Here is a 21,566-nt window from a genome sequence, read left to right as displayed (position 1 = left end):
CCGTGCCGTCCGTCCCGTCAAGGTCCCGTCCGCCCCGTCACTCGCCCTCGGCCGGGTTCCCGGGGGCGCCCCGCCGCAGATCGGCGTCCGTGAGGGACTCCAGCTCCCCGTGGGTGTCCAGCCAGTACAGCAGCACGAGGGCGGGACCGACGAGGATCACCGCGACGAGCGTGACGAAGGCCAGCCAGGTCAGCGACGTGGGATCACCCGCCGCTTCCCGCACGGTCAGGCTGGGCGGGATGAGGTACGGCCGCTGGGCGAAGCCCCAGGCCAGTACGGCCGCGGCGACCGTACCGATGGCGGTGGTACGGGTCCAGGCACCCCGGGACCGCAGCAGCAGCCACGCCGTGGCCAGCACACAGACCACGGCCACGACGACGAGGGCCAGCCCCACGCCATGGGTGAGACCGTGCCAGAGATGGGGGGCGTCGCCGCGGACGACGAGGAAGGCGGCGACACCGAGCAGGACCACGACGGCCAGACTGCCCAGCGCCCGGCGCCGGAAGTAGCCGACGAGATCCGGCGCGTCGAAGCGCTCCGCGTCCCGGGAGAGGAAGACCGCGCCCAGGAAGGCCGTCGCGGTGATGGTGAGCAGCCCGAAGAAGACGGACGTCGGGTTGGCCCAGACCTCCGCGGACGGCAGGGTTCCGGGCGCCGCCCGGCCGGACGCGATCCCGCCGACGGCCGCGCCGAGGAAGAACGGGGTGAGGAGCGAGGCGATGGCGAACAGCGCCCCGTACAGCCGCCGTCCGGCCACCCGCCGCATGGGCTTGCGCAACGCGAACCCGGCACCGCGCAGCACCATGCCGACGGCGGCGAGCGCCAGCGGCAGCCACATCGCGGCGAACAGCGTCTGGAACAGCACGGGGAACCCGGTCCACATGATCACCAGGATGAAGATCAGCCAGACGTTGTTGACCTCCCACACGGGCGCCATCGCATGGTCGATCAGCCACCGTGGGCGCTTCCCGCGCTCCGCCCCGCCGGCGAACAGGTCCCAGAATCCGGCGCCGTAGTCCGTGCCGCCGGCGCAGGCGTAGGCGGCCACCGCGATCAGCAGCACCAGGGCGATCAGTCCGGCGAGCGTCATGAGGGACCGCCTTTGCGCGTGGCGGATTCCGGCGGGGCCGCTTCCTGCAGCCCGTGGCGGGGGCCGTAGGGGAGGTCGGTCTCCGGCCCTCCGGCCGGCTGCCCGACACCCCCGGCCGCGTCGTCGAGCCGCCAGCGGGTCCGCATCTTCAGCAGCAGGGCGAGGAAGGAGCCGAAGATGAACACATAGACGACGACCACCAGGCCGAACATGATCCACAGGGTGGTCGACCGGGTCGCGGTCACCGCCTCGGCGACCCGCATGTTCCCGTACACGATCCAGGGCTGGCGGCCCACCTCGGTCGTGATCCAGCCGCATTCGACGGCGACGACCGAGGCGACACCGGCGCAGGCGGCGCTGCGCCAGAACCACCGTGACTGCGGCAGCCTGCGGGGCTCCGGCTCCTTGCGCCGCCGGAAGCGGACCCAGGCGTACCAGAGGGCGAGCAGCAGCAGAAGCGAGCCGAGGACGACCATGATGTCGAAGGCCCAGTGGGCGATGGTGGCCTGGGTGGCGTTCGGCCGGTCGGCCGCCGGGACGGAGGTGAGCCCGGTGACCTTCGTACTCGGCTTGAACCCGGCCAGCATGGAGTCCAGTTGGGGGATCTTGATGCCCCCGGAGACGGTTCCGTCGGGGTGGAGACGGCCGAAGATGTACTCCGGTACGTGGGTGTCGGTCTTCCAGACGATCTCCATCGCGGCGAACTTCACGGGCTGTTTGTGGAACACCGAGCGGGCGATGGAGTCGCCGAGCACGAACTGCACCGGGGTGAACACGGCGGCGACCGTGAACGGGACGGTGAAGCCGAGCCGGTGGTAGCGGTCCCTGCGGCCGCGCAGCCACCCCACGGCGTACACACCCGCGACGACGTACCCGGCGGTGACGAACATCGCCACCACGAAGTGCCAGTACTGCGGCCCGAACATCGGGGTGAAGATCGCCTTCCAGATGTCGACGTCGACCGGGTTGCCCTCGGAGTCGAGGGTGAAGCCCTGGGGCGTGTTCATCCACGAGTTGGCCGCGATGATGCCGAACGCGCCGAGCAGCGCGGTCGCGGGCAGCGGAAGGCCGAGCAGGAAGTGGGTGCGTGGTTTCAGCCGGCGCCAGCCGTAGAGGTAGATGGCGATGAGGATGGCTTCGAGGAAGAACGCCCAGGCCTCGACGCCGAATCCGATGCCGAAGACATCGCCCCACCGTCCCATGAGGCCCGGCCAGAGCAGGCCGAACTCGAAGGACAGGACCGTGCCCGTCACGACGCCGACGGCGAACTGGACCGCCATGACCGCCGACCAGCGCCGGGCGAGGAGCAGGGCGACGGCGTCGTTCCCGCGCAGTCCGCGGTAGTGCATGATCAGTGTGATCAGCGGCAGCGCCACCCCCATCGGCACCAGGATGATGTGCGAGGCCAGGGTGAACGCCATGAGCTCCCTGGCCGGGAGCAGTTGGGCGGGTGCGTCCACCAGCAACAGCGCCTGGGCCGGCAGCTGGACCGAACTGTGCATGTGTGCCTTCGGTGGTCGGGGGCCCTTCGGACGGGACGCGTGTTCAGCCGCCGGTGGCGAACCCGGGGAACAGGGTCATCCCGCCGTCGACGTAGAGCGTGACGCCGACCACGTAGTCCATCAGGTCCGAGGCGAGCGCGACGGCGGCGCGGGCGATGTCCTCGGGGTCGCCGACACGGCCGTAGGGGATGAGCGTCAGCAGGTCCTTCTCGGCCTGGGGGGTGGACCATGCGCTGGTGTTGATCGGGGTCTTGATGGCGCCGGGCCCGATCGCGTTCACCCGGATCTTCCGGGGCGCCAGTTCCTGGGCGAGGGTCTGCATCATCATGTGCACACCGCCCTTGGAGGAGGCGTAGTTCACATGGCCGGCCCAGGGGATGAGCTGGTGCACCGAACTCATGCAGATGATCTTTCCGGCGGAGCGCGACACCTCGGGCACGACACCGCGCCGCATGAACTCCTTGGCGGCCTCCCTGGCGCAGAGGAACTGGCCGGTGAGGTTGACGTCGATGACCTTCTGCCACTGGGCGAGCGTCATCTCGGTGACGGGCGCGTCCCGCTGGAGGCCGGCGTTGGCGACCATGATGTCGATCGTCCCGAACTCCTCGACCATCCGGTCGACCATGGCCGTGACCTGGTCCTCCTGGGACACATCGGCCTCGTGGGCGTAGGCGCGCACACCGAAGCCGGTGATCTCCTTGACGACCTCGTCGGCGGACTCGCTGCCCGCCACGTAGTTGACGACCACGTCGGCGCCCGCCCGGCCCAGGCCGATCGCGGTCGCCTTCCCGATGCCCGAATTGGCACCGGTCACCAGCGCCTTCTGGCCCTTCAGCAGCTGCGGAACCTCGTACGATGCCGCTCCGGCCTGGGAACTCACGATGCCTCCTGGGTACGTGTCCGCGGCCCGGGGCCGCGGCGGCGCTGATCGGAACCCGCGCGCCACGGAACCACCGGCGCCCGCCGGCAGGCGCACAGCGCACGGCCGTGTGGGCCGTTGGGTGGTCGATGTTCGCCCGGTCGGCTCAGCGGTCCGGGCGTGAGGCGTTGCTCGGCTCAGCCCCCGGCGCCGCTCGGTCACCGGGCCGCACAGTCCCTCAGCTGTTCGTTCTCAGCTCCTCGGCTCTCGGCCCTGACTTCCTCAGCCGCGCAGGCGCTCGATGATGTGGTCACCGACGCGCAGGGCGTTGGCCATGGCCGTCAGGGACGGGTTCACCGCGCCGATGCTCGGGAAGAAGCTCGTGTCGACGACGTAGAGGTTGTCGAGGTCGTGGGCCTTGCAGTTGACGTCCAGGGCCGAGCTCGTCGGGTCGTTGCCGAAGCGCACGGTGCCCGCCTGGTGGGCGGTCGCGCCGATGGGCATGCCCTTGTGCAGATAGATGCTGTGCGACAGCAGATGCTGCTCGTGCATCCCCAGATGGCCCAGCATGCCCTGCAGTTTGTGTCGCAGCCGGTTCAGTCCGGCGATGTTGTTGTTCTCGTCGAGGGCGAGATGGATGCCGCCGTCCCGGTCCAGGGTGACGCGGTTCTCCGGATCGGGGAGGTCCTCACCGCACAGCCAGAAGTCGACGGCGTGGTGGGCCAGCACCTCGAAGGGCATGTTCGGGGTCACGGCCCCGGCCCAGCGCGGGGCTTCGCCGTGGATCTGGTCGGCGTCCGACTTGCCGAGCATCTGGATGCCGCCGAGCGGGAAGTCCCAGTCGTCGGCGCCCAGGTACCAGTCGTGCAGGGCGAGGGTCTTCTGGAACTGCGTGTCGTTGGGTTCCTTCGACACCGCCATCAGCGCCATGTTGTTGTGCCGCATGTAGTGCCGGCCGACGACGTCCGAGCGGTTGGCGAGTCCGTCCGGGTGCCGGTCGTTCGCCGATGCCAGCAGCAGGACGGCGGAGTTGACCGCGCCGCAGGCGACGACCACGACATGGCCGGTGAACCGGGCCGGCGTGCCGTCCTCGAGCTCGGCGACGACGGTGCTGACGCTGCGTCCGCCGGCGTCGGTCTCCAGCCTCACCACATGGGCGTTGGTGATCATGTCGACGTTGTCGTGCTCCAGGGCGGGTTCGACGCAGATCACCTGCGCGTCGGACTTGCCGCGCACCAGACAGGGGAAGCCGTCGACCCGGTTGCAGCGGATACAGACACTGGAGTGGGTGGCCCGGCCGCTGTTGTCCTGATGGAGATTGACCCCGATGGGCAGGTGGAAGGGGTGCAGCCCGCGCTTCTCGAGGTCGTCGCTCAACTGCTGGATGCGCGGCTCGTGCTCGACGGGCGGATACGCGTACTCCTCGCTCGCCGGGCCCTCCCAGGGGTCCTCGCCGTGTCTGCCGTGGACCATGTAGAGGTGCTCGGCCTGGGTGTAGTACGGCTCCAGGTCCTCGTAACGGAGCGGCCAGGCCGGGGACATGCCCCCGTGGTGGCGGATCTCGCCGAAGTCCTGGGGGCGCAGCCGGAAGAGCGCGGCTCCGTAGAACTTGGTGTTGCCGCCGACGTAGTAGTTGACCTCCGGCGGGAACGTGGTGCCGTGCTTGTCGAACCAGAACTCGGGGGCACGGTACTTGCCCTTGACGAACACGGCGGTGGAGTCCCAGTTGTCGCGTTCCCGGGGGAGGTAGCCGCCGCGTTCGAGGACGAGTACGCGATGGCCGGACGGGGCGAGGCGATGGGCGAGGGTGCCACCGCCCGCGCCGGTGCCGATGATGATCACGTCGTAGTGCGGGGATTCGTTCATGGCGGCCACCGTCCTCACGGTTCTTGCCTGGGGATCGGACGTACCAGGGGATCGGTCACGGGGGTCACGGGGCGGCGGGTCACAGGACGGCGATCGGGTTGACCGGGGAGCCGGTGGCCTCCGGCAGCCGCAGCGGTGCCACCACGCACAGGAAACTCCAGCGGCCCTCCTGCTCGCAGGCCGGTGCCAGCTCCTCGAACTGCAGATAGTCCATCAGGTGCATCCCCATGGCCTGGACGGCCAGGACATGGACAGGGAAGTCGACTCCTTCCACGGCGCTCGGTGCGGTGTCGTTGTTGCCGTCGCTGCCGAGCAGCGCGACCTGCCGGTCGGCGAGGAACTCGACGGCTTCCGGATGCAGTCCGGCGCGCGCCTCCGCGGCGTTCCAGGGCCCGGACTCCCGGCGTCTGCGCCGGTGGCCCACGCGTACGAGCAGGATGTCGCCCGGGCCCGTGCGCACTCCTTGCGCGGCCTCGGCCGCGGCCAGGTCGCCGGCCGTGACATGGTCCCCCGGCTCCAGCCAGCGCACTCCCCTGAGCCGGGGGATGTCGAGGAGCACCCCGCGGCCCACGACGCCGTCGCGGACGACGTCGACGGTGAGCTCGGTGGCGCCCTGCGGGGTCACGCTGTCCGCCGGTACGCCGTTGTACAGCGCACCGTCGTACATGACATGGCACAGTGCGTCGAGATGGCTGTCCACGTCCCCGTGGACGTTCATGGCGAAGCGGTCGAGGGCGAAGCCGAGCCCTTCCGAGTGGTCGTCGCCCGGACCGGGCGCCGTCATCCGGTGCCGGGCCGGGTCCGGGTTGTCCGGGCCGGGCAGGGTCGCCACGGGCGCGGCGAGGGAGACCGTACGACCGGTCATGACCTCGCGGGCGGCCGCCACCACCCGGGCGGGCGTGAGGTGGTTCAGCGTGCCGCGCCGGTCGTCCGGGCCGTGCCGAGTCCGTTCCCGGACCTTGTCGTAGAGGGTCCGGAACGCCTCGGCGCTCATCGCGGCGGTCACGACGGTGCCCGCGCCCCGACCCCGGCGGGGGCCTTGGTGGCGGGTGCGGGCGGCGCCCCGTGGGCGCCCGGCAGCAGTTCGGTGGTGATGATCGCGACCACCGCCGCGAGGATCACCACGGGGGTCATGGCGATGCTGCCGAGCAGCAGGGCCACGAGCACCACGCTGCTGACGGGCAGCCGCAGCGCGGCGGCGGCCGAGGCGGCCATGCCGGCCGCCAGACCCGGGATGACGCCGAGACCCGGCAGGGGCGCCAGCAGGACGCCCGTCGCCGCACCGAGGAACAGCGCCGGGAAGATCGGGCCGCCTCGCAGGCTGCCCAGGCACAGTGCGTATGCGAGGCCCTTGAACGCGAGAACGGCGACGAGCGCACCGACGCCCCATGAGGCGGGGTCCGCGGCCAGCTGCACCATCGTGCTCTGGCCGGACGAGGCGACGTCGGCGGGCGAGCGGCCGGTGATACCGGTGTACACGGCCGCGCAGATGCCGGCCCCGAAGGCGAACAGGACGCTGAACGGGACGGGACGGGACCGTACGCGCACGGCCGCCAGCCGTCCGACGAACTGGATCGCGTGCACCAGCACGCCGACGACGACACCGATGAGCAGCGTCCAGCCCACGTCCCCGGCGTCGAGGTGCGGGAACGGCCCGGACAGGTGCAGCCGCAGGCTGCCCGTCTGCAACCCGGTCCACCGGCCGAAGCCGGTGAACACCAGGGAGCCGACGCCGCTGGAGAGCAGCGCGGGGAGCATGACCGCGACCAGCCGCGGACCGCCCACCCCGATGATCTCCATCAGCAGCACGGCGGCGATCACGGGGTTGCCGAGGACCACGGAGATGGCCGCCGCGGCACCGGCCGCGCCCAGGAGCGCGGTGTTCTGCGATGTGACATTGCCTCGCGCGAGGTTACGGAACAGCAGGGCGAGACCACCGCCGAGCGCGATCAGCGGTGCCTCCGGCCCGAGGGTCGCGCCGAGCGGCAGGCTCGCCGCCGCCGCGATGACCACTCCGGGCAGGGCGGCGGCGGTGGCACCGCCGGCCTGCAGCCCGTACGCGGGCACATGGCCGCCCCCGCCGGGCAGCCGCGCGACGACCAGGCCGACGATCAGACCCGCGACCGGCAACAGCACCAGCGGCCACCACCAGGGCGGGACCGGGCTGCCGAACGCCTTCGGCACGTCGTCCCACATCAGGTGCTCAAGCTGGTGCAGCGCGACGAGGAACCAGAACGCGACCAGCGAGACCGGGATACCGATCAGGGCGGAGAACAGCAGCACCCTCCGGTAGGAGGCACTGAGCAGGAGGCCGCGCAGAACGTCCGGCTCCGGACGGGTGTCACCGGCCCCGGCCGCCTCCCGCTGCGGACCGGGCTCCCCATGCGTCATCGGTGGCGGCCCTCAGCCGAGGATCTTCTGCTTCTCGACCGCGAACTCCTGCTCGGTCAGGATCCCCTGCGCCTTCAGCTCGCCGAGTTCCTTCAGCTTGTCGATCTTTCTGCCCATGTCGTCGTCGGGCGGCATCGGAGGCGGCACGGCCTCCGACGACGGGGCCGCGGCCGTGCTCTGCTGCACCTGCCCCTGGGGCTGGGGCTGGCCCTCGGGCTGTCCTTGTTGCTGCTGCTCCTGCTGGGCCCACCGGCCCGACTGCCGCCGCGACACGCGGTTGGACACCGCGGTGGCGGTTCCTGCGATGACGGCGGTGCGGGCGACGCGGCGGATGAGGCGTGGCATGTTCGTCTCCCAGTGCGTGTGAAGGGTGCGGACCTGCGCGCGGGCCCGCTCAGGCCGCGGACGTCCCCTGGCCGCCCGTGCCCTCGACCTCGTCCAGGGAGGCGAGCAGGGCCTGTACGGGAATCCGGCCCCCCGCCACCAGCTGGGCGCCGCTCGCGCGCATGGCCCGGGCGAGCGGAGCGGCCCATGTGTTCTCGTACACCAGGACAGCGGCGGAGTTGCCCGGTTCGATGGCCGCGCCTGCCTCGTCGATGTCGTCCTGGCCCAGCAGGCCGGAGGACGCGCCTTCGAAGACGGTCAGGTCGAGGGTCCCGTCGCTGTCCACCTCGGACAGCTCCAGGAGCATGACGGAACCGTCAGTGTCCTTGCGGACGAACAGCAGGTCGAGAATGCGGATGATCCGGCGGTCGACCAGATCGACGAGCAGCGGAAAGCCGTCGCCCGTCATGCGGTTCCCGGGAAACTCCACGACCAGGTAGTCGACGGGTCCCATTTCTTCGATGTCATCGCTCATGACCACTCCTTGCGAGCGCATCAGCGTTCCGGGGCGGCTCGCCTGCCGATGGCTCGGCGCGGCCTCGGGCACGCGGCGTCCCGTGTGACATTGCGGCGCTCGAAGCCATTGCAGCACTCGCCGGGGTGCTTCGCACCTTCGGCACAACGGCCCCGCGGGCCGTGCCGACGGGGCCCGGTGCGGGGCCGCGGCGGTCAACTCGTGAGCTGGTAGATGCTGTTGCCGGTCAGCCAGAGGCCTATCAGCAGACAGCCGACGATGATGGCCGGTTCCTCGTGCGCCTCCATCCAGGAGCGCAGCCGATGCAGACGGGCTCCCGCGGCCTGGGGCGCGAACACCGTGTACAGCTCGGCGGCGAGCAACGAGGCGGTCGCCAGGATGCAGAACCCGAACAGGGCCAGATACGAGGTGAGATGGGACAGGTCCGCCTTCACGACGACGGTGGCGGCCGCGGCGACCATGCCCCACGGCTGGAGGAAGACGGCGAGTCCGGCCGCGGACCAGGGGGTCATCCCGTCCGTCCCCTTCTCCTTCCCCTCCCGGGAGTGCGCCCCGGCCGCGTGCGCGTGCTTGGCGCGGCCGGAGGGAGGCCGGCGTGGCGCGCCGCGGCGCCGGCGCCGGTACTCGCCGTACGCGACCAGGCCGATGCCGATGGCGAGCTTGGCCGCGAGAGCGGCTGTGGAGGGCGGTGACCTGGGCGGCGGCGGGGTTCCGCCGGTGAACAGCAGGACCGCGGCGATCACCGCGACGAGGCAGGCCAGCCAGGCGAGGATGAAGACCAGTCCCCGCCAGACGCCCTTGTGGGACGAGAGCACCAGCACGAACGCCATGATGGGCAACGGGTCGAGGGTGATGGCCACGGCGATGAGCAGCAAGTCCAGGACCATGACGCTCCCGTCTGCGGTCTGGGGCAGCCCGAGCGCCCCGTGGCCGGGCCGGCGCACCGGCTGCCCGCACCGCGTGCCGGTGCCCGGCCCGCTCACCGTCCATCGTCACCTCGGGTGACGGACTCACGCAAACAGAGCACAGCGGCCCCGCTGCGGGACGCCTGTGACAGGTGGTGTGAGGGCTGGTGCGACGCCGGGTGCAACGCCCGGTGTGACGTGTGATGTGGCACCGGATGCGGCACCTGATCCGAGATGCCGCGCGGCTCCCGCTCCCGCACCCTGGGACGCAGGGAAGGAGCAACGCCATGACCACGGGGCGCCGCGCTTCCTTCCTTCGCCCGTCATGGTGGACGGCTCAGTTCGAGGCGAAGGGGGAATCCCTGCGGGCGCTGGTCGCGCGCACGGAGACCCGCTTCCCCGTCGTCACGCATCTGACGGCCCGAATGATCTCGGTGAACATCCTGGATTCCGCGACCCGGCTGGCCGCGCAGTGCTTCCTCACCGCCGTCCCGCTGCTGTTCGTCGTCGCCTCCTTCGCCCCGCAGGCGGTACGCGACCAGCTGGTCAGCTCCGTGACCGCGGTGTTCGGGCTGGCCGGCGACTCCCGGGCGCAGCTGGAGCAGATCTACAAGTCCAAGGACAGCAATCTGCGGGAGGCCACCGGTGTGGCCGGCGCCGTGATCGTGCTGCTGTCCGCCACCGCCTGCAGCCGGGCGATGCAGCGGCTGTGCAAGAGGGCCTGGCAGATCCCGCGGTCGGGCACGAGGATCGCCGCCTGGCGCTGGCTGGCCTGGATCGCGGTGTGGCTGGGCGTCCTGATCGTGCAGGGGCCGGTGCGCGACGGTTTCGGTGTCGGGCTGTGGGTGGCCGTTCCGGTCACGCTGCTGTCCCAGACGCTGCTGTGGTGGTGGAGCCAGCATCTGCTGCTCGGCGGACTCATCGGCTGGCGCCCGCTGCTGCCGGGCGCGGTGCTGACCGGCTTCGCCGTCACGGTGCTGTCGATCGGAAGCCGGTACTACATGCCCGCCGCCATCAACCGGAACCTCGCCGAGTACGGCTCCTTCGGCTCGGTCTTCACCATACTGTCCTGGCTGATCGTGCTCTGCGCCGCGATCGCGATCGGTGTCACGGCGGGGGCCGTACTGGCCCAGGAACCCTGGGTCGCCCGCCGCCTCGACTCGGCCCGCTGACCGTGCCCGGACCCGCGTACGCACGTCGGTCCGTACACACGTCGGTCCGTACGCACGTCGGTCGGTCCGTACCGGTGTCAGCCGTGGCCCAGGTCATGTCCTCCGACGTGACGCGGGACGGGGGCGCGCTCCAGCTCATGGCGGAGATCCTCGAGCTCGCTGCCGCCGGCCATCTGACGGGTGAGCTCGTCCAGGGTGATCTCCGACTTGCGGTGGCTGCCGGCCATGGTGCCGCGCTTGAGCAGCACGAACCGGTCTCCGACGAGATAGGCGTGGTGCGGGTTGTGCGTGATCAGTACGACGCCGAGTCCGGCGTCGCGTGCGGCCGCCACGTACTTCAGCACGACGCCGGACTGCTTGACGCCGAGCGCCGCCGTCGGCTCGTCCAGGACCAGCACCCTGGCACCGAAGTAGACGGCGCGGGCGATCGCCACGCACTGCCGCTCGCCGCCGGACAGGGTGCCGATGGGCTGGTCGACGTCGCGCAGGTCGATGCCCATGCGCAGCAGTTCGGCGCGGGTGGTCTCGCGCATCATGCGGACGTCGAGACGTTTGAAGGGGCCGCTGCCCTTCGTCGGCTCGGAGCCGAGGAAGAAGTTCCGCCAGACGGGCATGAGCGGGACGACGGCGAGGTCCTGGTAGACGGTGGCGATGCCCCGGTCGAGGGCCTCGCGGGGCGAGGCCAGCACCGTCTCCTCGCCCTCGATCGAGAGGGTGCCCGCGTCGTGCTGGTGCAGCCCCGCGATGATCTTGATGAGGGTGGACTTCCCGGCGCCGTTGTCGCCGAGGACACAGGTGATGCCGCCCGCGTGGACTTCGAGCGACACCCCTTCGAGCGCGCGGATGTTGCCGTAGTACTTGCTGACGTCGTCGAGCTCCACGAGGGCCGTGGCCGTCTTGTGGGGTGTTGTCACCGTGTCCTTGTGGGGTGTTGTCACCGTGTCGCCTCCGCGCGCTTGCGGACCCATGCGTTGAGCAGGGTGGCCAGGAGGAGCATCGCTCCGAGGAAGAACTTGAACCAGTCCGGGTTCCACTCCGCGTACACGATGCCCTTGCTGGTCATGCCGAAGATGAAGGCACCGACCGCGGAGCCGATCGCCGAGCCGTAGCCACCGGTGATCAGACAGCCTCCGATGACGGCCGCGATGATGTAGATCAGCTCGTTGCCGACGCCTTCGCCGGACTGGACGACGTCGAACGAGAACAGCAGATGCTGGCCGGAGATCCAGGCGCAGAACGCCACACCCATGTACAGGACGATCTTGGTCCTGGCCACCGGGACACCGACGGCGCGCGCCGCGCCGTCGCCGCCGCCGGCCGCGAAGATCCAGTTGCCGAAGCGGGTGCGCAGCAGGATCCAGGTGGCGACGGCGACCAGGGCGATCCACCACAGGATGGTCGTCTTGATGTCGACGCCGGCGACGGTGAAGGTGGCGAACAGTTTCTTGGCGGAGGCGAAGCCCTCCATGTCGGCGATGGTCTTCGTCGACACGGTGCCGCTGATCAGCTTGGTGAAGCCGAGGTTCATGCCGGTCAGCATCAGGAACGTACCGAGCGTGATGATGAAGCTCGGTAGCTTCGTACGGACCAGCATGATGCCGTTGAAGGCGCCGATGGCGAGTGTGACCAGCAGCGAGACGAGGGCGCCGACCCAGACGTTCGCCGTCATCTGGTAGCTGAACATCGAGGAGATCAGCGCGGAGCTGGTCACCAGCACGCCGGCCGACAGGTCGAACTCGCCGCCGATCATCAGCAGGGCGACGGGCACGGCCATGATGCCGATGGTCGACGCCGCGTACAGCACGGTGCTGAGGCTGGAGGTGCGCAGGAAGCTGTCGGCCACGACGGAGAAGAAGACGAAGACGGCGGCCGCGCCGACGACCGAACCCAGTTCGGGGCGGCCGAGCAGCTTCTTCAGCGGTGAGGTGCGCAGCAGCCGCTCGTCGGTGGGGCCCGCCTTGTCGTGCGCGGGTGGTGCGGTCGCGGTCATCGGGTTCCCCGCTCCGTGTAGTCCTGCAGTTCGGCGGCGTCCTGCTGGGTGATGATCTGCGGTCCGGTGAGGACGGGCCGTCCGCCGCCGAGCACATCGGCGTTGTAGCGGTGGAGCCACAGGAGGTCCACGGCCTCGTAGCCCTGGAGGTAGGGCTGCTGGTCGACGGCGAAGCCGAGCTTTCCCGCCCCGAGTGCGGCGGCGACCTTGGCGTTGAGGTCGAAGGTGTCGATCTCGGCCTTGCTCCCCGCGGTCTGCTTCGCCTGGACCGCGGCGTCCGCGAAGGGGGCGCCCAGGGTGACGACGGCGTCGATGGACGGGTCGGTCTGGAGCTTGGCCTCGATGGACGCCTGGACGTCGGGCATGTTGGTGCCGTCGACGTAGAGGTTCTGCAGGTTCCCCGCGAAGGTCTTCTTCGTGCCGGCGCAGCGCTGCTCGTGGCCCACGTTGCCCTGCTCGTGCAGGACGCAGAGGGCCTTCCTCTTCCCTCGCTTGTCGAGCTCGTCGCCGACGGCCTCACCGGCGACGGTCTCGTCCTGGCCGATGTGGCTGAGCGCGCCGAACGCCTTGGACTCGGCGGAGCCGGAGTTCACGGTGATCACCGGGATGCCGGCGCGGGTGGCCTTGGCGACGACGTCCTTCATCGCGTCCGGCTTGGCGAGCGTGACGATCAGTCCGTCGACGTTCTGGTCGATGTACGTCTGGACCAGCTGGGCCTGCTGCTGGGCCTCGTCGCTGTGGGCGTACAGGAACTTGATGTTGTCCTTGACCGCGGCCTGCTTCGCGCCCTTCTGGACGATGTCCCAGAAGGTGTCGCCATCCCCGGAGTGGGTCACCATGGCGAAGGTCCAGCGGGGCGTGCTGACCGCGGCGCGGCCCTGGGCCTCGGCGGCCTTCCGCGCGTCCTCCGCGCGCTTGCCGCCGGTGGCGCTGCATCCCGCGAGGGATGCTCCGAGCACCGCCGCCAGCACCGCGCCGATCGCACGCACCCCTGTCCGAACCTTTGCCACGACGCCGTGCCCCTCTTGCTGTGCCTGGTGTACTCCGGGGTAAGTATCCCTGAGCACCCTCGCGGGGGTGGCGGGCGGGTGTGACATGGCACAGGTCACGGTGTACCTCACCGTGTGCCGTCGGCCGTGAGCTTCTCCAGCGCGGGGACGTCCTTCTCCGTCACCAGGGCCGGTCCCGTGAGCACCGGCTTGCCGCCGCCGATGACGTTGCCGTTGGTCTTGTTGAGCCACAGTTCGTCGATGGCGAGATAACCCTGGAGGTAGGGCTGCTGGTCGACGGCGAAGCCGACCTCCTTGGCCTTGAGCCGCTTGACGACCTCGGCGTTCAGGTCGAAGGTGTCGATCTCGGCGCTGCTCCCCGCGGTCTGCCTGGCCTGGACGGAGGCGGCGGCGAACGGCGCGCCGAGGGTGACGACGGCGTCGATGTCCTTGCCGCTCTGCAGCTTCGCCTCGATGGAGGAGGTGGTGGCGGGCATGTTGGTGCCGTCGACGTTGAGGTTCTCCACGGTGCCCTTGAAGGTCTTCTTCACTCCCGCGCAGCGGTCCTCGAGCGAGACGTTGCCCTGCTCGTGGATGACGCAGACCGCCTTCTTCTTCCCCCGTGCGTTGAGCTCCTCGCCGACCGCCTCACCGGCGACGGACTCGTCCTGGCCGATGTGGCTGAGCGCGCCGACCTCCTGCGAGAACTGCCCGCCGGAGTTGATGGTGACGACGGGTATGCCGGCCGCGACGGCCTTCTTGACGACGTCCTTGACCGCTTCCGGTTTGGCGAGGGTGACGACGATGCCGTCCACGTCCTGGTCGATGTACGTCTGGACCAGCTGGGCCTGTTCCTTGCCCTCCTTGTTCGCGGCGTACAGGAACTCCACGTTGTCCTTCGCCGCCGCGTCCTTGGCGCCGCGCTGGACGATGTCCCAGAAGGTGTCGCCCTCTCCGGAGTGGGTCACCATGGCGATCTTCAGCCGCTCGGTCGTGGCGGGCTTGCCGCCGCCCTTGCCGCCGTCGGGCTTCTCCTCGGCGTCCTTGCCGCCGGAGCCGCTGCATCCGGCGGCGGCGAGTGCGAGTGCGGCGAGCAGGACTGCTGCCGTGCGGGGTGTGCGCATGGTGGGGTCCGCCTTCTCTCCCGGCCGCCCGATTGCGGCTGGGTGAGTTTTTACGTCGGTGGGGCGAGCCCGTCAATACTTTGTCCGAACATTCTTACGCGGACATCGAGCGGCGGTGCGAGTCGCGGGTGTCTTCCGGGCCGGTGCGGCAGGATCCGGAAGGCTCCGCTCACGGACGTACGAGCAGCTGGAACTCGAAGGCGTAGCGCGAGGCCCGGTAGATGTGCGAGCCGAACTCGACGGCCCGTCCGGTGTCGTCGAACGTGGTGCGCTGCATCGTGAGCAGCGGCGCGCCGGCCTCCTCGCCGAGCAGTGCGGCCTCCTCGCCGGTGGCGGCGCGGGCGCCGACCGACTGCCGGGCGCTGTGCAAGGTGATTCCCGCGGCACGCATCATCCGGTAGAGCCCGGTGGACTCCAGCTGCCCGGTGTCCAGTGGCAGCAGTCCGGCGGGCAGATGGTTGCACAGATGGGCCATCGGCTCGCCGTGTGCGGACCGCAGCCGCTCGACGAGGTGGACGTCGCTGCCCTCGGCCACCCCGAGGGCGGCGGCGACCTCGGCAGTCGCGGGTTCGAGGGTGTTGCGCAGGACCAGGGTCGCGGGGCGCTGGCCCGCCGCCTCCAGGTCGTCGTAGAGGCTGCTCAGCTCCAGTGGGCGCTTGACCTGGCTGTGCACGACCTGGGTGCCGACACCTCGGCGGCGCACCAGCAGGCCCTTGTCGACGAGCGACTGGATGGCCTGGCGGACGGTGGGGCGGGACAGCCCGAGCCGGCCCGCCAGCTCGATCTCGTTGCCGAGGAGGCTGCCGGGCGTGAGCGTGCCGTGCTCGATGGCCGCCTCCAGCTGCTGGGACAGCTGGAAGTACAGCGGGACCGGGCTGGTGCGGTCCACGCTGAGCTGGAGCGGCACGGTGGCGTCCGTGGTGTCTCTGGGCTGCTTGGGCACGCTGCGAGAGTAGTCGCAGGGTCTGTTGACCGGAAGTTGTGTCGTTCGATTGTCAGGACAAATGCTTGACACGGCCCTGCGGCGGACTCCACCTTTGGGCCATGCGCATCGGACTCATCGGAACCGGACGTATCGGCGCCTTCCACGCGGGCGTCCTCAGTCGTCACCGCGAGGTGGGCTCCCTGGTGGTCGCGGACACCGACGCCCGGAGGGCGCGCGAGGTCGCCGACCGCATCGACGCCACCGCGGCGCCGTCCGTCGACGAGGTCTTCACCTGGGGCGTCGACGCCGTCGTGATCGCCTCCGCGACCGCCGCACACGCCGATCTGATCGGCCGGGCCGCGCGCGCCGGGCTGCCCGCCTTCTGCGAGAAGCCGATCGCGCTGGACCTGCCGGGGACGCTGGGCGCGCTGCGCGAGGTGGACGAGGCGGGCACCGTGCTGCAGCTGGGTTTCATGCGGCGCTTCGACGCCGGGTACGGCACGGCCCGTGAGCTGGTGCGTTCGGGGCGGCTCGGCCGGCTGCACACGGTGCGGGCCATCACCTCCGACCCGACGCCGCCGCCCGCCGCGTATCTGCCGCTGTCGGGCGGCCTCTACCGCGACTGCCTGGTCCATGACTTCGACATCCTGCGCTGGATCACGGGCCGGGAGATCGTGGAGGTGTACGCCACCGGTTCCGACGCCGGGCCGGCGATGTTCCGGGAGGCGGGCGATGTCGACACGGCGGCGGCGGTGCTGACGCTGGACGACGGAACGCTGGCTTCCGCGACGGCGACGCGCTGCAACGGCGCGGGCTACGACGTCCGTATGGAGCTGTGCGGCGAGTCGGACACCGTGGCCGTCGGCCTCGACGACCGTACGCCGATCACGTCCACCGAACCGCAGGGCCCGCCGCCCGCCGACAAGCCGTGGCCGGGCTTCCTGGAGCGGTTCGCCCCCGCCTACGAGGCCGAACTGGACGCCTTCATCCAGGTCGCGAGCGGTGAACTGGACAACCCCTGCGACGGCCGCGAGGCGCTGCAGGCGCTGCGCGTCGCGGAGGCCTGTGAGCTGTCCCGGCGGGAGCGGCGTCCGGTGCGGCTCGAGGAGATCCCGGGCCTCTGAGGGCTGTCACATGTCACCGGCGGCCTGTCCTACGACGGCCTGTCATAGGGCGACCGCCATCGGTGACATGTCATCTGCCGCTTGTCACCTGTGACATGTCACCGATCGGCTTTCACCAGCTGACGGGCAGTCGGCACCTGCCGCGCATCAGCATGCCCGGCAGGCGGTGAACTCCGGTCCGTACTCCCCCAGATCGATGACGGCCATCGTCCAAGCCTACGAGGCCGCCCCCTCGTCCAGCATCCCCGCGTCATGGACCAGCAGCGCGATCTGGACCCGGTTGTTGAGGCCGAGTTTGGCGAGGATGCGGGACACATGGGTCTTCACGGTCGGCACGCTCATGTAGAGGCTCGCGGCGATCTCGGCGTTGGAGTGGCCGCGGCCGACCGCGACGGCGACCTCGCGTTCCCGTTCGGCGAGGGTGCCGAGGCGGGCGCGGGCGCGGCCGGGCCGGTCGTCGGGGGCGGCGCCCGCGACATGCGTCATGAGCTGGCGGGTGACGGCGGGCGAGAGCACCGGTTCGCCGGTCGCCACCCGTCGTACGGCGGCGACGATCTCGGTGGGCGGGGTGTCCTTGAGGACGAAGCCCGCGGCGCCGGCCCGCAGCGCGCGCAGCACCTGCTCGTCGGCGTGGAAGGTGGTGAGGACCACGACCTCGGGTGCGTCGGGGCGGGCCCGGAGCCGTTCGGTGGCGGTGAGCCCGTCCACGCGCGGCATCCGGATGTCCATGAGGACGACGTCGGGCCGCAGCCGTTCGGTGAGGTCGGTGGCTTCGTCGCCGTCGGCGCCCTCCCCCACGATCTCGATGTCCTCCGCCCCGCCGAGCATGAAAGTGAGTCCTGCGCGCACGAGGGGGTCGTCGTCGACGATGAGCACCCGGATGGTCATGAGGGCCACGGTAGCCACGATCGTACGGCGAACCCGCCGTCGTCCGTCTTTCCGTGCTCCAGGCTGCCGCCGGCGAGGGTGGCGCGTTCGGTCAGCCCGATGAGTCCCTGGCCGGAGCCGGGGACTTCGGTGACGGGGCCGTCCGGGGCGGGGTTGCGGACCGCGACGGTGAGCCCCTGGCCGGGGCCGCCGTGGACGCTGACGGTGACCTCGGCCCCGGGGGCGTGCTTGCGGGCGTTGGTGAGGCCTTCCTGGGTGATGCGGTAGACGGTGCGGCCGGTGGCGGCGGGGACCGCGGCCGGTGCGGCGATCGCGTTGTCGAGGGTGACCCGCATGCCGGCCAGGCGGGACTCGGCGACGAGCGCGTCGAGGGTGGCGAGGGTCGGTTGCGGACGGTCGTTCTCGTCCCCTTCGCCCGGGGCGCGCAGGACACCGATGATCTCGCGGAGGTCCTGAAGTGCCTCGTGGGAGCTGTCGCGGATCACGCCGGCGGCGCGGGCAATCTCGGCCGGGGGTGCGCCGGGCCGGAACTCCAGTGCCCCGGCGTGGACGCTGAGGAGGGTGAGCCGGTGGGCGAGTACGTCGTGCATCTCGCGGGCGATGGCCTCGCGGGCGAGCCGCTGGGCCTGCTCGGCGCGCAGGCCGGCCTCGGCCTCGGCCCGGTGGGCGCGTTCGCGCAGGGCGACGACGAGCTGCCGACGGGAGCGTACGAGCATGGCCCAGCCGATGGCCGTCAGGACCAGCAGGACCCCGGCGATGATGTTGGCGGTGACGGAGGTCGTCGGATCGGGCCGGACGAAGGGCGTCGCTACGCTTGCGGCCAGGGCGAGCGCGCCGAGGACTGCAACCGGCCGGAAGGGCCGGTGCACGGCGAGGCTGAACAGGCTCACCAGCATCGCCCCGCCCGCGACGGGCACCACCAGCGAGACCGCGATCAGCGTGGCGGCGAGCCCGACGGGCCAGCGTCGCCGCAGCCAGACCGCGCAACAGGCCAGCGCACCGATGAGCTGGTCGGCGATGACGACGGCTCCCGCGTTGTCGGCCTCGCGGCTCGCCTCCGCGGCGAGCAGGCCGATGCCGGCGGCGAACAGGAACGCGACGGTGTCCACGATCCAGTCGCGCACGGTCCGCCGCGGCCGCTCGCGGCCTCGGTCGCCCGGGAGTTCCTGGTTGAGCGGGTCGGCGATGGCCGAGGGCAGCAGCCAGGGGTACTCCGTACGCGTCATATCGACAAATCTACGCAGGTGGAGAGCGGCCGCGGGCTCCCTCACGGAAGGAAGAGACCAAAGTCGCGCGAGATTCAGACTGTCGGCGACGACAGCGGATACCGACGGCGGACGCACTACGTGGCGCGGGCGGGCGACGATCGTGGCATGCGGAAGATTCTCGAGTTCATCGGTGCGGCGCTGATCATCGTCGGCGTCTGCGGGGTGCTGCGGGAGCTGACCGGCGGCTGGTTCGCGCTCATGGGCTTCACCCGCTGGCTCATCGAACCGGTCGGCTTCCTGGACGGCAAGGAGCTGTACGCGCACATCGTCCTCGCCGTGCTCGGCGTCGCGTTCCTGACGGCCGCGGGCCGCAGCGGAAGCCGGCAGTGACGTACGTGCCGCGGACCCGCGGTGATGTACGAACCGCAGACCCGCGGTGGTGTACGTGCCGCGGACCCGCGGTGGTGTACGTGCCGCGGACCCGCGGTGGTGTACGTGCCGCGGACCCGCGGTGGTGCGCGTCGCCGCCGGCCTCCGCGGGTGAGTCGGGTCACCGCGCGGTGAGTTGCGAGGCTGCGCTGGCGATGAGCATGTCGAGTGCCGCCGGGTAGGCGCTGGTGTTCATCTCCGCGACCAGATAGGGCGCCGCGGGCGCGATGTGCGGGTGTGTGTCGGCCGGCAGGCGGGCGTACGTCGCCTGCCAGACGGCCTCGTCGGCCAGCCGGGCCTCCTCGGGCAGGGCCAGGGCGGCGGCATCCAGCGCGGCGAAGGCCAGGGTCTGGTCGATGAAGCAGTGGTAGATCCGCACGGCGGCCGGGACCGGGAAGCCCGCCCGGTGCAGCACACCGAGGATGGTCTCGTCCGAGGCGATCTCATGGACCCGCCCGGAGACGCGGCTCGCCGTCAGCACCGCCGCCTGCGGATGCGCCAGATAGGCGGCGTGAATGCGCAGGCCCAGCTCCCGCAGGTCCGTGCGCCAGTCGTCCGTCGCCGACCAGCCCCGCAGCGCCCGGCCGATCAGCTCGTCACCGACGGCGAGGATCAGCTCGTCCATACCGCGGAAGTAGCGGTAGAGCGTGCTCGGGTCGGCCCCGAGCGCCGTCCCGAGCCGGCGCGCGGTCAGTCCCTCTCCGCCGTGCTCGCGCAGCATCCGCAGCGCCGTCTCGACGATCAGCTGCTCCGAAAGGACCACGCCTGTCCGGGTCGGACGGCGGCGTCGCCGCTCCGAATCCGGAACCACCTTCTTCGGCAATGGCCAGCCCTTCCTCTTATGCCAACGCCATTGACGCTACCAGTCGGCGGTGAGTTTCATCGGGGCCCCGGGACAGTCCCCGGGGAAGAGGGAAGGACCTGGTCATGCGCATCTTGCTGGTCGGCGCGGGTGGAGTGGGGACAGCCATCACCCGGATCGCCGCTCGCCGTGATTTCTTCGAACGGATGGTCGTCGCCGACTACGACGAGGCACGGGCCGGCGCCGCCGTGGCCGCCCTCGGCGCGGCCGGCTCCGGCGATCCGGCCTCGGCCCGGTTCGCCTCGGCCCGTGTCGACGCCTCGGACGAGGCGTCGGTCGCGGAGCTGCTGGAACGGGAGCGCTGCGACGTCCTGCTCAACGCGACGGATCCCCGCTTCGTCATGCCGTTGTTCCGCGCGTCGCTCGCCGCCGGAGCGCACTACGTCGACATGGCGATGTCCTTGTCGCGGCCGCACCCGGAGCGGCCGTACGAGGAGTGCGGGGTCAAGCTCGGCGACGAGCAGTTCGCACTGGCCGACCGCTGGTCGCAGTCGGGCCGGCTCGCCCTGGTGGGCATGGGCGTGGAGCCGGGCCTCTCCGACGTCTTCGCCCGTCACGCCGCCGACGAACTCTTCGACACCATCGAGGAGGTCGGCATCCGCGACGGCGCCGACCTCACGGTGGAGGGCTACGACTTCGCGCCCTCGTTCAGCATCTGGACGACGATCGAGGAGTGTCTCAATCCGCCGGTGGTCTTCGAGACCGGCCGCGGCTGGTTCACCACGCCGCCGTTCAGCGAGCCCGAGGTGTTCGACTTCCCCGAGGGGATCGGGCCCGTCGAGTGCGTGAACGTCGAGCACGAGGAGGTGCTGCTGGTCCCCCGCTGGGTCGACGCGGACCGCGTCACGTTCAAGTACGGGCTCGGCACGGACTTCGTCAACACGCTGCGGGTGCTGCACCAGGTGGGCCTGGACCGGACCGAGCCGGTCACGGTGAAGAGCTCCGACGGAACGCAGGTCCGGGTCTCGCCGCGCGATGTCGTCGCGGCCTGTCTGCCCGACCCGGCCACGCTCGGCGACCGGATGCGCGGCAAGACCTGCGCGGGCACCTGGGTCAAGGGCAGCAAGGACGGCCGGCCGCGCGAGGTGTACCTGTACCACGTCGTGGACAACGAGTGGTCCATGAAGGAGTACGGCAGCCAGGCCGTGGTGTGGCAGACGGCCGTGAACCCGGTCGTCGCGCTGGAACTTCTCGCGACCGGGGCGTGGTCGGGGGCGGGCATCCTGGGGCCTGAGGCCTTCGAGGCGCGCCCCTTCCTGGATCTGCTGGAGCGGTACGGCTCCCCGTGGGGCATGCGCGAGCAGTGAGCGGGGCCGTGTGCTGGCCCCGATGGGGGCCGGGGCCAGTACACGTGTCGGGCGGTCCGCGGTCGGGCGGTCGGGC

At 70.8% G+C, this 21,566-nt stretch carries 21 protein-coding genes; 4 read left to right on the top strand and 17 right to left on the bottom strand.

All coding sequences use genetic code 11. The annotated features are described in order from the left end of the window. Nucleotides 1-37: 37 nt before the first annotated feature. The 9 genes from OG766_RS29475 to OG766_RS29435 all read right to left on the bottom strand — a co-directional run bounded on the left by OG766_RS29475 (nt 38) and on the right by OG766_RS29435 (nt 9,454). A complete protein-coding gene (locus OG766_RS29475) occupies nt 38-1,090 on the bottom strand; it encodes a cytochrome d ubiquinol oxidase subunit II (protein WP_266386983.1) in 1,053 nt (350 codons plus the stop codon). Next, the gene (locus OG766_RS29470) at nt 1,087-2,592 is read right to left on the bottom strand and encodes a cytochrome ubiquinol oxidase subunit I (RefSeq protein WP_266386986.1); all 1,506 of its coding nucleotides are present in this window, start codon (nt 2,590-2,592) and stop codon (nt 1,087-1,089) included. Before OG766_RS29470 ends, OG766_RS29475 begins: the two co-directional genes overlap by 4 nt. Nucleotides 2,593-2,635: 43 nt before the next feature. Then, nucleotides 2,636-3,472, bottom strand: coding sequence for an SDR family oxidoreductase (locus OG766_RS29465; protein WP_423247118.1), 837 nt, complete (start codon nt 3,470-3,472; stop codon nt 2,636-2,638). 261 nt (nt 3,473-3,733) lie between these two features. Further along, nucleotides 3,734-5,317, bottom strand: coding sequence for a GMC oxidoreductase (locus tag OG766_RS29460; RefSeq protein WP_266386989.1), 1,584 nt, complete (start codon nt 5,315-5,317; stop codon nt 3,734-3,736). Between the two features lie 79 nt (nt 5,318-5,396). Beyond that, nucleotides 5,397-6,311 carry a cyclase family protein gene (locus OG766_RS29455; RefSeq protein WP_266386992.1) on the bottom strand — a complete coding sequence of 305 codons (915 nt, stop codon included), beginning with the start codon at nt 6,309-6,311 and terminating at the stop codon, nt 5,397-5,399. Nucleotides 6,312-6,319: 8 nt separating this feature from the next. Continuing rightward, nucleotides 6,320-7,708, bottom strand: a complete 1,389-nt coding sequence (locus OG766_RS29450; protein ID WP_266386994.1) for a chloride channel protein — start codon at nt 7,706-7,708, stop codon at nt 6,320-6,322. Nucleotides 7,709-7,720: 12 nt separating this feature from the next. Next, the gene (locus tag OG766_RS29445) at nt 7,721-8,053 is read right to left on the bottom strand and encodes an SHOCT domain-containing protein (protein WP_266386997.1); all 333 of its coding nucleotides are present in this window, start codon (nt 8,051-8,053) and stop codon (nt 7,721-7,723) included. A gap of 49 nt (nt 8,054-8,102) precedes the next feature. Beyond that, nucleotides 8,103-8,567 carry a DUF6325 family protein gene (locus OG766_RS29440; RefSeq protein WP_266387000.1) on the bottom strand — a complete coding sequence of 155 codons (465 nt, stop codon included), beginning with the start codon at nt 8,565-8,567 and terminating at the stop codon, nt 8,103-8,105. A 194-nt stretch (nt 8,568-8,761) separates the two neighbouring features. Then, a complete protein-coding gene (locus tag OG766_RS29435) occupies nt 8,762-9,454 on the bottom strand; it encodes a GAP family protein (protein ID WP_266388754.1) in 693 nt (230 codons plus the stop codon). A 305-nt stretch (nt 9,455-9,759) separates the two neighbouring features. Between OG766_RS29435 and OG766_RS29430 the strand changes: the two genes are divergently transcribed. Beyond that, on the top strand, nt 9,760-10,644 hold the full coding sequence (locus OG766_RS29430; RefSeq protein WP_266387002.1) for a YhjD/YihY/BrkB family envelope integrity protein: 885 nt from the start codon (nt 9,760-9,762) through the stop codon (nt 10,642-10,644). Nucleotides 10,645-10,721: 77 nt separating this feature from the next. On the opposite strand, the gene OG766_RS29425 is transcribed toward OG766_RS29430, so the two are convergent. From OG766_RS29425 to OG766_RS29405, 5 genes are all read right to left on the bottom strand, one after another. Further along, complete coding sequence (locus OG766_RS29425; protein WP_266387004.1) at nt 10,722-11,612, bottom strand: ATP-binding cassette domain-containing protein; 891 nt, start codon at nt 11,610-11,612, stop codon at nt 10,722-10,724. After that, nucleotides 11,579-12,634: an ABC transporter permease gene (locus OG766_RS29420; RefSeq protein ID WP_328726587.1), complete on the bottom strand. Its 1,056-nt coding sequence runs from the start codon at nt 12,632-12,634 to the stop codon at nt 11,579-11,581. The genes OG766_RS29425 and OG766_RS29420 overlap by 34 nt, the downstream gene beginning before the upstream one ends. Further along, on the bottom strand, nt 12,631-13,644 hold the full coding sequence (locus tag OG766_RS29415; protein WP_266387007.1) for a sugar ABC transporter substrate-binding protein: 1,014 nt from the start codon (nt 13,642-13,644) through the stop codon (nt 12,631-12,633). The genes OG766_RS29420 and OG766_RS29415 overlap by 4 nt, the downstream gene beginning before the upstream one ends. Nucleotides 13,645-13,751: 107 nt before the next feature. Next, complete coding sequence (locus OG766_RS29410; RefSeq protein WP_266387009.1) at nt 13,752-14,747, bottom strand: sugar ABC transporter substrate-binding protein; 996 nt, start codon at nt 14,745-14,747, stop codon at nt 13,752-13,754. Between the two features lie 169 nt (nt 14,748-14,916). Beyond that, nucleotides 14,917-15,654, bottom strand: coding sequence for a GntR family transcriptional regulator (locus tag OG766_RS29405; protein ID WP_266388756.1), 738 nt, complete (start codon nt 15,652-15,654; stop codon nt 14,917-14,919). Nucleotides 15,655-15,791: 137 nt separating this feature from the next. Between OG766_RS29405 and OG766_RS29400 the strand changes: the two genes are divergently transcribed. Beyond that, a complete protein-coding gene (locus tag OG766_RS29400; RefSeq protein ID WP_266387011.1) occupies nt 15,792-16,796 on the top strand; it encodes a Gfo/Idh/MocA family protein in 1,005 nt (334 codons plus the stop codon). A 216-nt stretch (nt 16,797-17,012) separates the two neighbouring features. On the opposite strand, the gene OG766_RS29395 is transcribed toward OG766_RS29400, so the two are convergent. Next, nucleotides 17,013-17,684 (bottom strand): response regulator, encoded by a 672-nt coding sequence (locus tag OG766_RS29395; protein WP_266387013.1) that lies wholly within the window; start codon nt 17,682-17,684, stop codon nt 17,013-17,015. Further along, nucleotides 17,681-18,910, bottom strand: a complete 1,230-nt coding sequence (locus tag OG766_RS29390) for a sensor histidine kinase (RefSeq protein WP_266387015.1) — start codon at nt 18,908-18,910, stop codon at nt 17,681-17,683. Before OG766_RS29390 ends, OG766_RS29395 begins: the two co-directional genes overlap by 4 nt. 147 nt (nt 18,911-19,057) lie before the next feature. Between OG766_RS29390 and OG766_RS29385 the strand changes: the two genes are divergently transcribed. After that, complete coding sequence (locus OG766_RS29385) at nt 19,058-19,282, top strand: hypothetical protein (RefSeq protein ID WP_266387017.1); 225 nt, start codon at nt 19,058-19,060, stop codon at nt 19,280-19,282. Nucleotides 19,283-19,442: 160 nt separating this feature from the next. Here OG766_RS29385 and OG766_RS29380 read toward each other — a convergent pair whose 3' ends face one another. Further along, on the bottom strand, nt 19,443-20,144 hold the full coding sequence (locus OG766_RS29380; protein WP_266387019.1) for a TetR/AcrR family transcriptional regulator: 702 nt from the start codon (nt 20,142-20,144) through the stop codon (nt 19,443-19,445). Nucleotides 20,145-20,248: 104 nt separating this feature from the next. Here OG766_RS29380 and OG766_RS29375 point away from each other — a divergent pair, with 104 nt between their 5' ends. Next, nucleotides 20,249-21,490 (top strand): saccharopine dehydrogenase C-terminal domain-containing protein, encoded by a 1,242-nt coding sequence (locus tag OG766_RS29375; protein WP_266387021.1) that lies wholly within the window; start codon nt 20,249-20,251, stop codon nt 21,488-21,490. Nucleotides 21,491-21,566: the final 76 nt, after the last annotated feature.

The sequence above is a fragment of the Streptomyces sp. NBC_00259 genome, assembly GCF_036181745.1.
Lineage (GTDB): Bacteria > Actinomycetota > Actinomycetes > Streptomycetales > Streptomycetaceae > Streptomyces > Streptomyces pratisoli.
The sequence above is the reverse complement of the archived record's forward strand: the minus strand, read 5'-3'. Positions and strand labels throughout refer to the sequence as shown.

What these genes read in the sequence shown, in the direction of transcription:
- OG766_RS29460 (WP_266386989.1), bottom strand. Translation starts at nt 5,317, where the DNA reads ATGAACGAATCCCCGCACTACGACGTGATCATCATCGGCACCGGCGCG.
- OG766_RS29410 (WP_266387009.1), bottom strand. Translation starts at nt 14,747, where the DNA reads ATGCGCACACCCCGCACGGCAGCAGTCCTGCTCGCCGCACTCGCACTC.
- OG766_RS29440 (WP_266387000.1), bottom strand. Translation starts at nt 8,567, where the DNA reads ATGAGCGATGACATCGAAGAAATGGGACCCGTCGACTACCTGGTCGTG.
- OG766_RS29450 (WP_266386994.1), bottom strand. Translation starts at nt 7,708, where the DNA reads ATGACGCATGGGGAGCCCGGTCCGCAGCGGGAGGCGGCCGGGGCCGGT.
- OG766_RS29395 (WP_266387013.1), bottom strand. Translation starts at nt 17,684, where the DNA reads ATGACCATCCGGGTGCTCATCGTCGACGACGACCCCCTCGTGCGCGCA.
- OG766_RS29390 (WP_266387015.1), bottom strand. Translation starts at nt 18,910, where the DNA reads ATGACGCGTACGGAGTACCCCTGGCTGCTGCCCTCGGCCATCGCCGAC.
- OG766_RS29375 (WP_266387021.1), top strand. Translation starts at nt 20,249, where the DNA reads ATGCGCATCTTGCTGGTCGGCGCGGGTGGAGTGGGGACAGCCATCACC.
- OG766_RS29455 (WP_266386992.1), bottom strand. Translation starts at nt 6,311, where the DNA reads ATGAGCGCCGAGGCGTTCCGGACCCTCTACGACAAGGTCCGGGAACGG.
- OG766_RS29475 (WP_266386983.1), bottom strand. Translation starts at nt 1,090, where the DNA reads ATGACGCTCGCCGGACTGATCGCCCTGGTGCTGCTGATCGCGGTGGCC.
- OG766_RS29420 (WP_328726587.1), bottom strand. Translation starts at nt 12,634, where the DNA reads ATGACCGCGACCGCACCACCCGCGCACGACAAGGCGGGCCCCACCGAC.
- OG766_RS29400 (WP_266387011.1), top strand. Translation starts at nt 15,792, where the DNA reads ATGCGCATCGGACTCATCGGAACCGGACGTATCGGCGCCTTCCACGCG.
- OG766_RS29435 (WP_266388754.1), bottom strand. Translation starts at nt 9,454, where the DNA reads ATGGTCCTGGACTTGCTGCTCATCGCCGTGGCCATCACCCTCGACCCG.
- OG766_RS29470 (WP_266386986.1), bottom strand. Translation starts at nt 2,592, where the DNA reads ATGCACAGTTCGGTCCAGCTGCCGGCCCAGGCGCTGTTGCTGGTGGAC.
- OG766_RS29445 (WP_266386997.1), bottom strand. Translation starts at nt 8,053, where the DNA reads ATGCCACGCCTCATCCGCCGCGTCGCCCGCACCGCCGTCATCGCAGGA.
- OG766_RS29430 (WP_266387002.1), top strand. Translation starts at nt 9,760, where the DNA reads ATGACCACGGGGCGCCGCGCTTCCTTCCTTCGCCCGTCATGGTGGACG.
- OG766_RS29425 (WP_266387004.1), bottom strand. Translation starts at nt 11,612, where the DNA reads ATGGGTCCGCAAGCGCGCGGAGGCGACACGGTGACAACACCCCACAAG.
- OG766_RS29385 (WP_266387017.1), top strand. Translation starts at nt 19,058, where the DNA reads ATGCGGAAGATTCTCGAGTTCATCGGTGCGGCGCTGATCATCGTCGGC.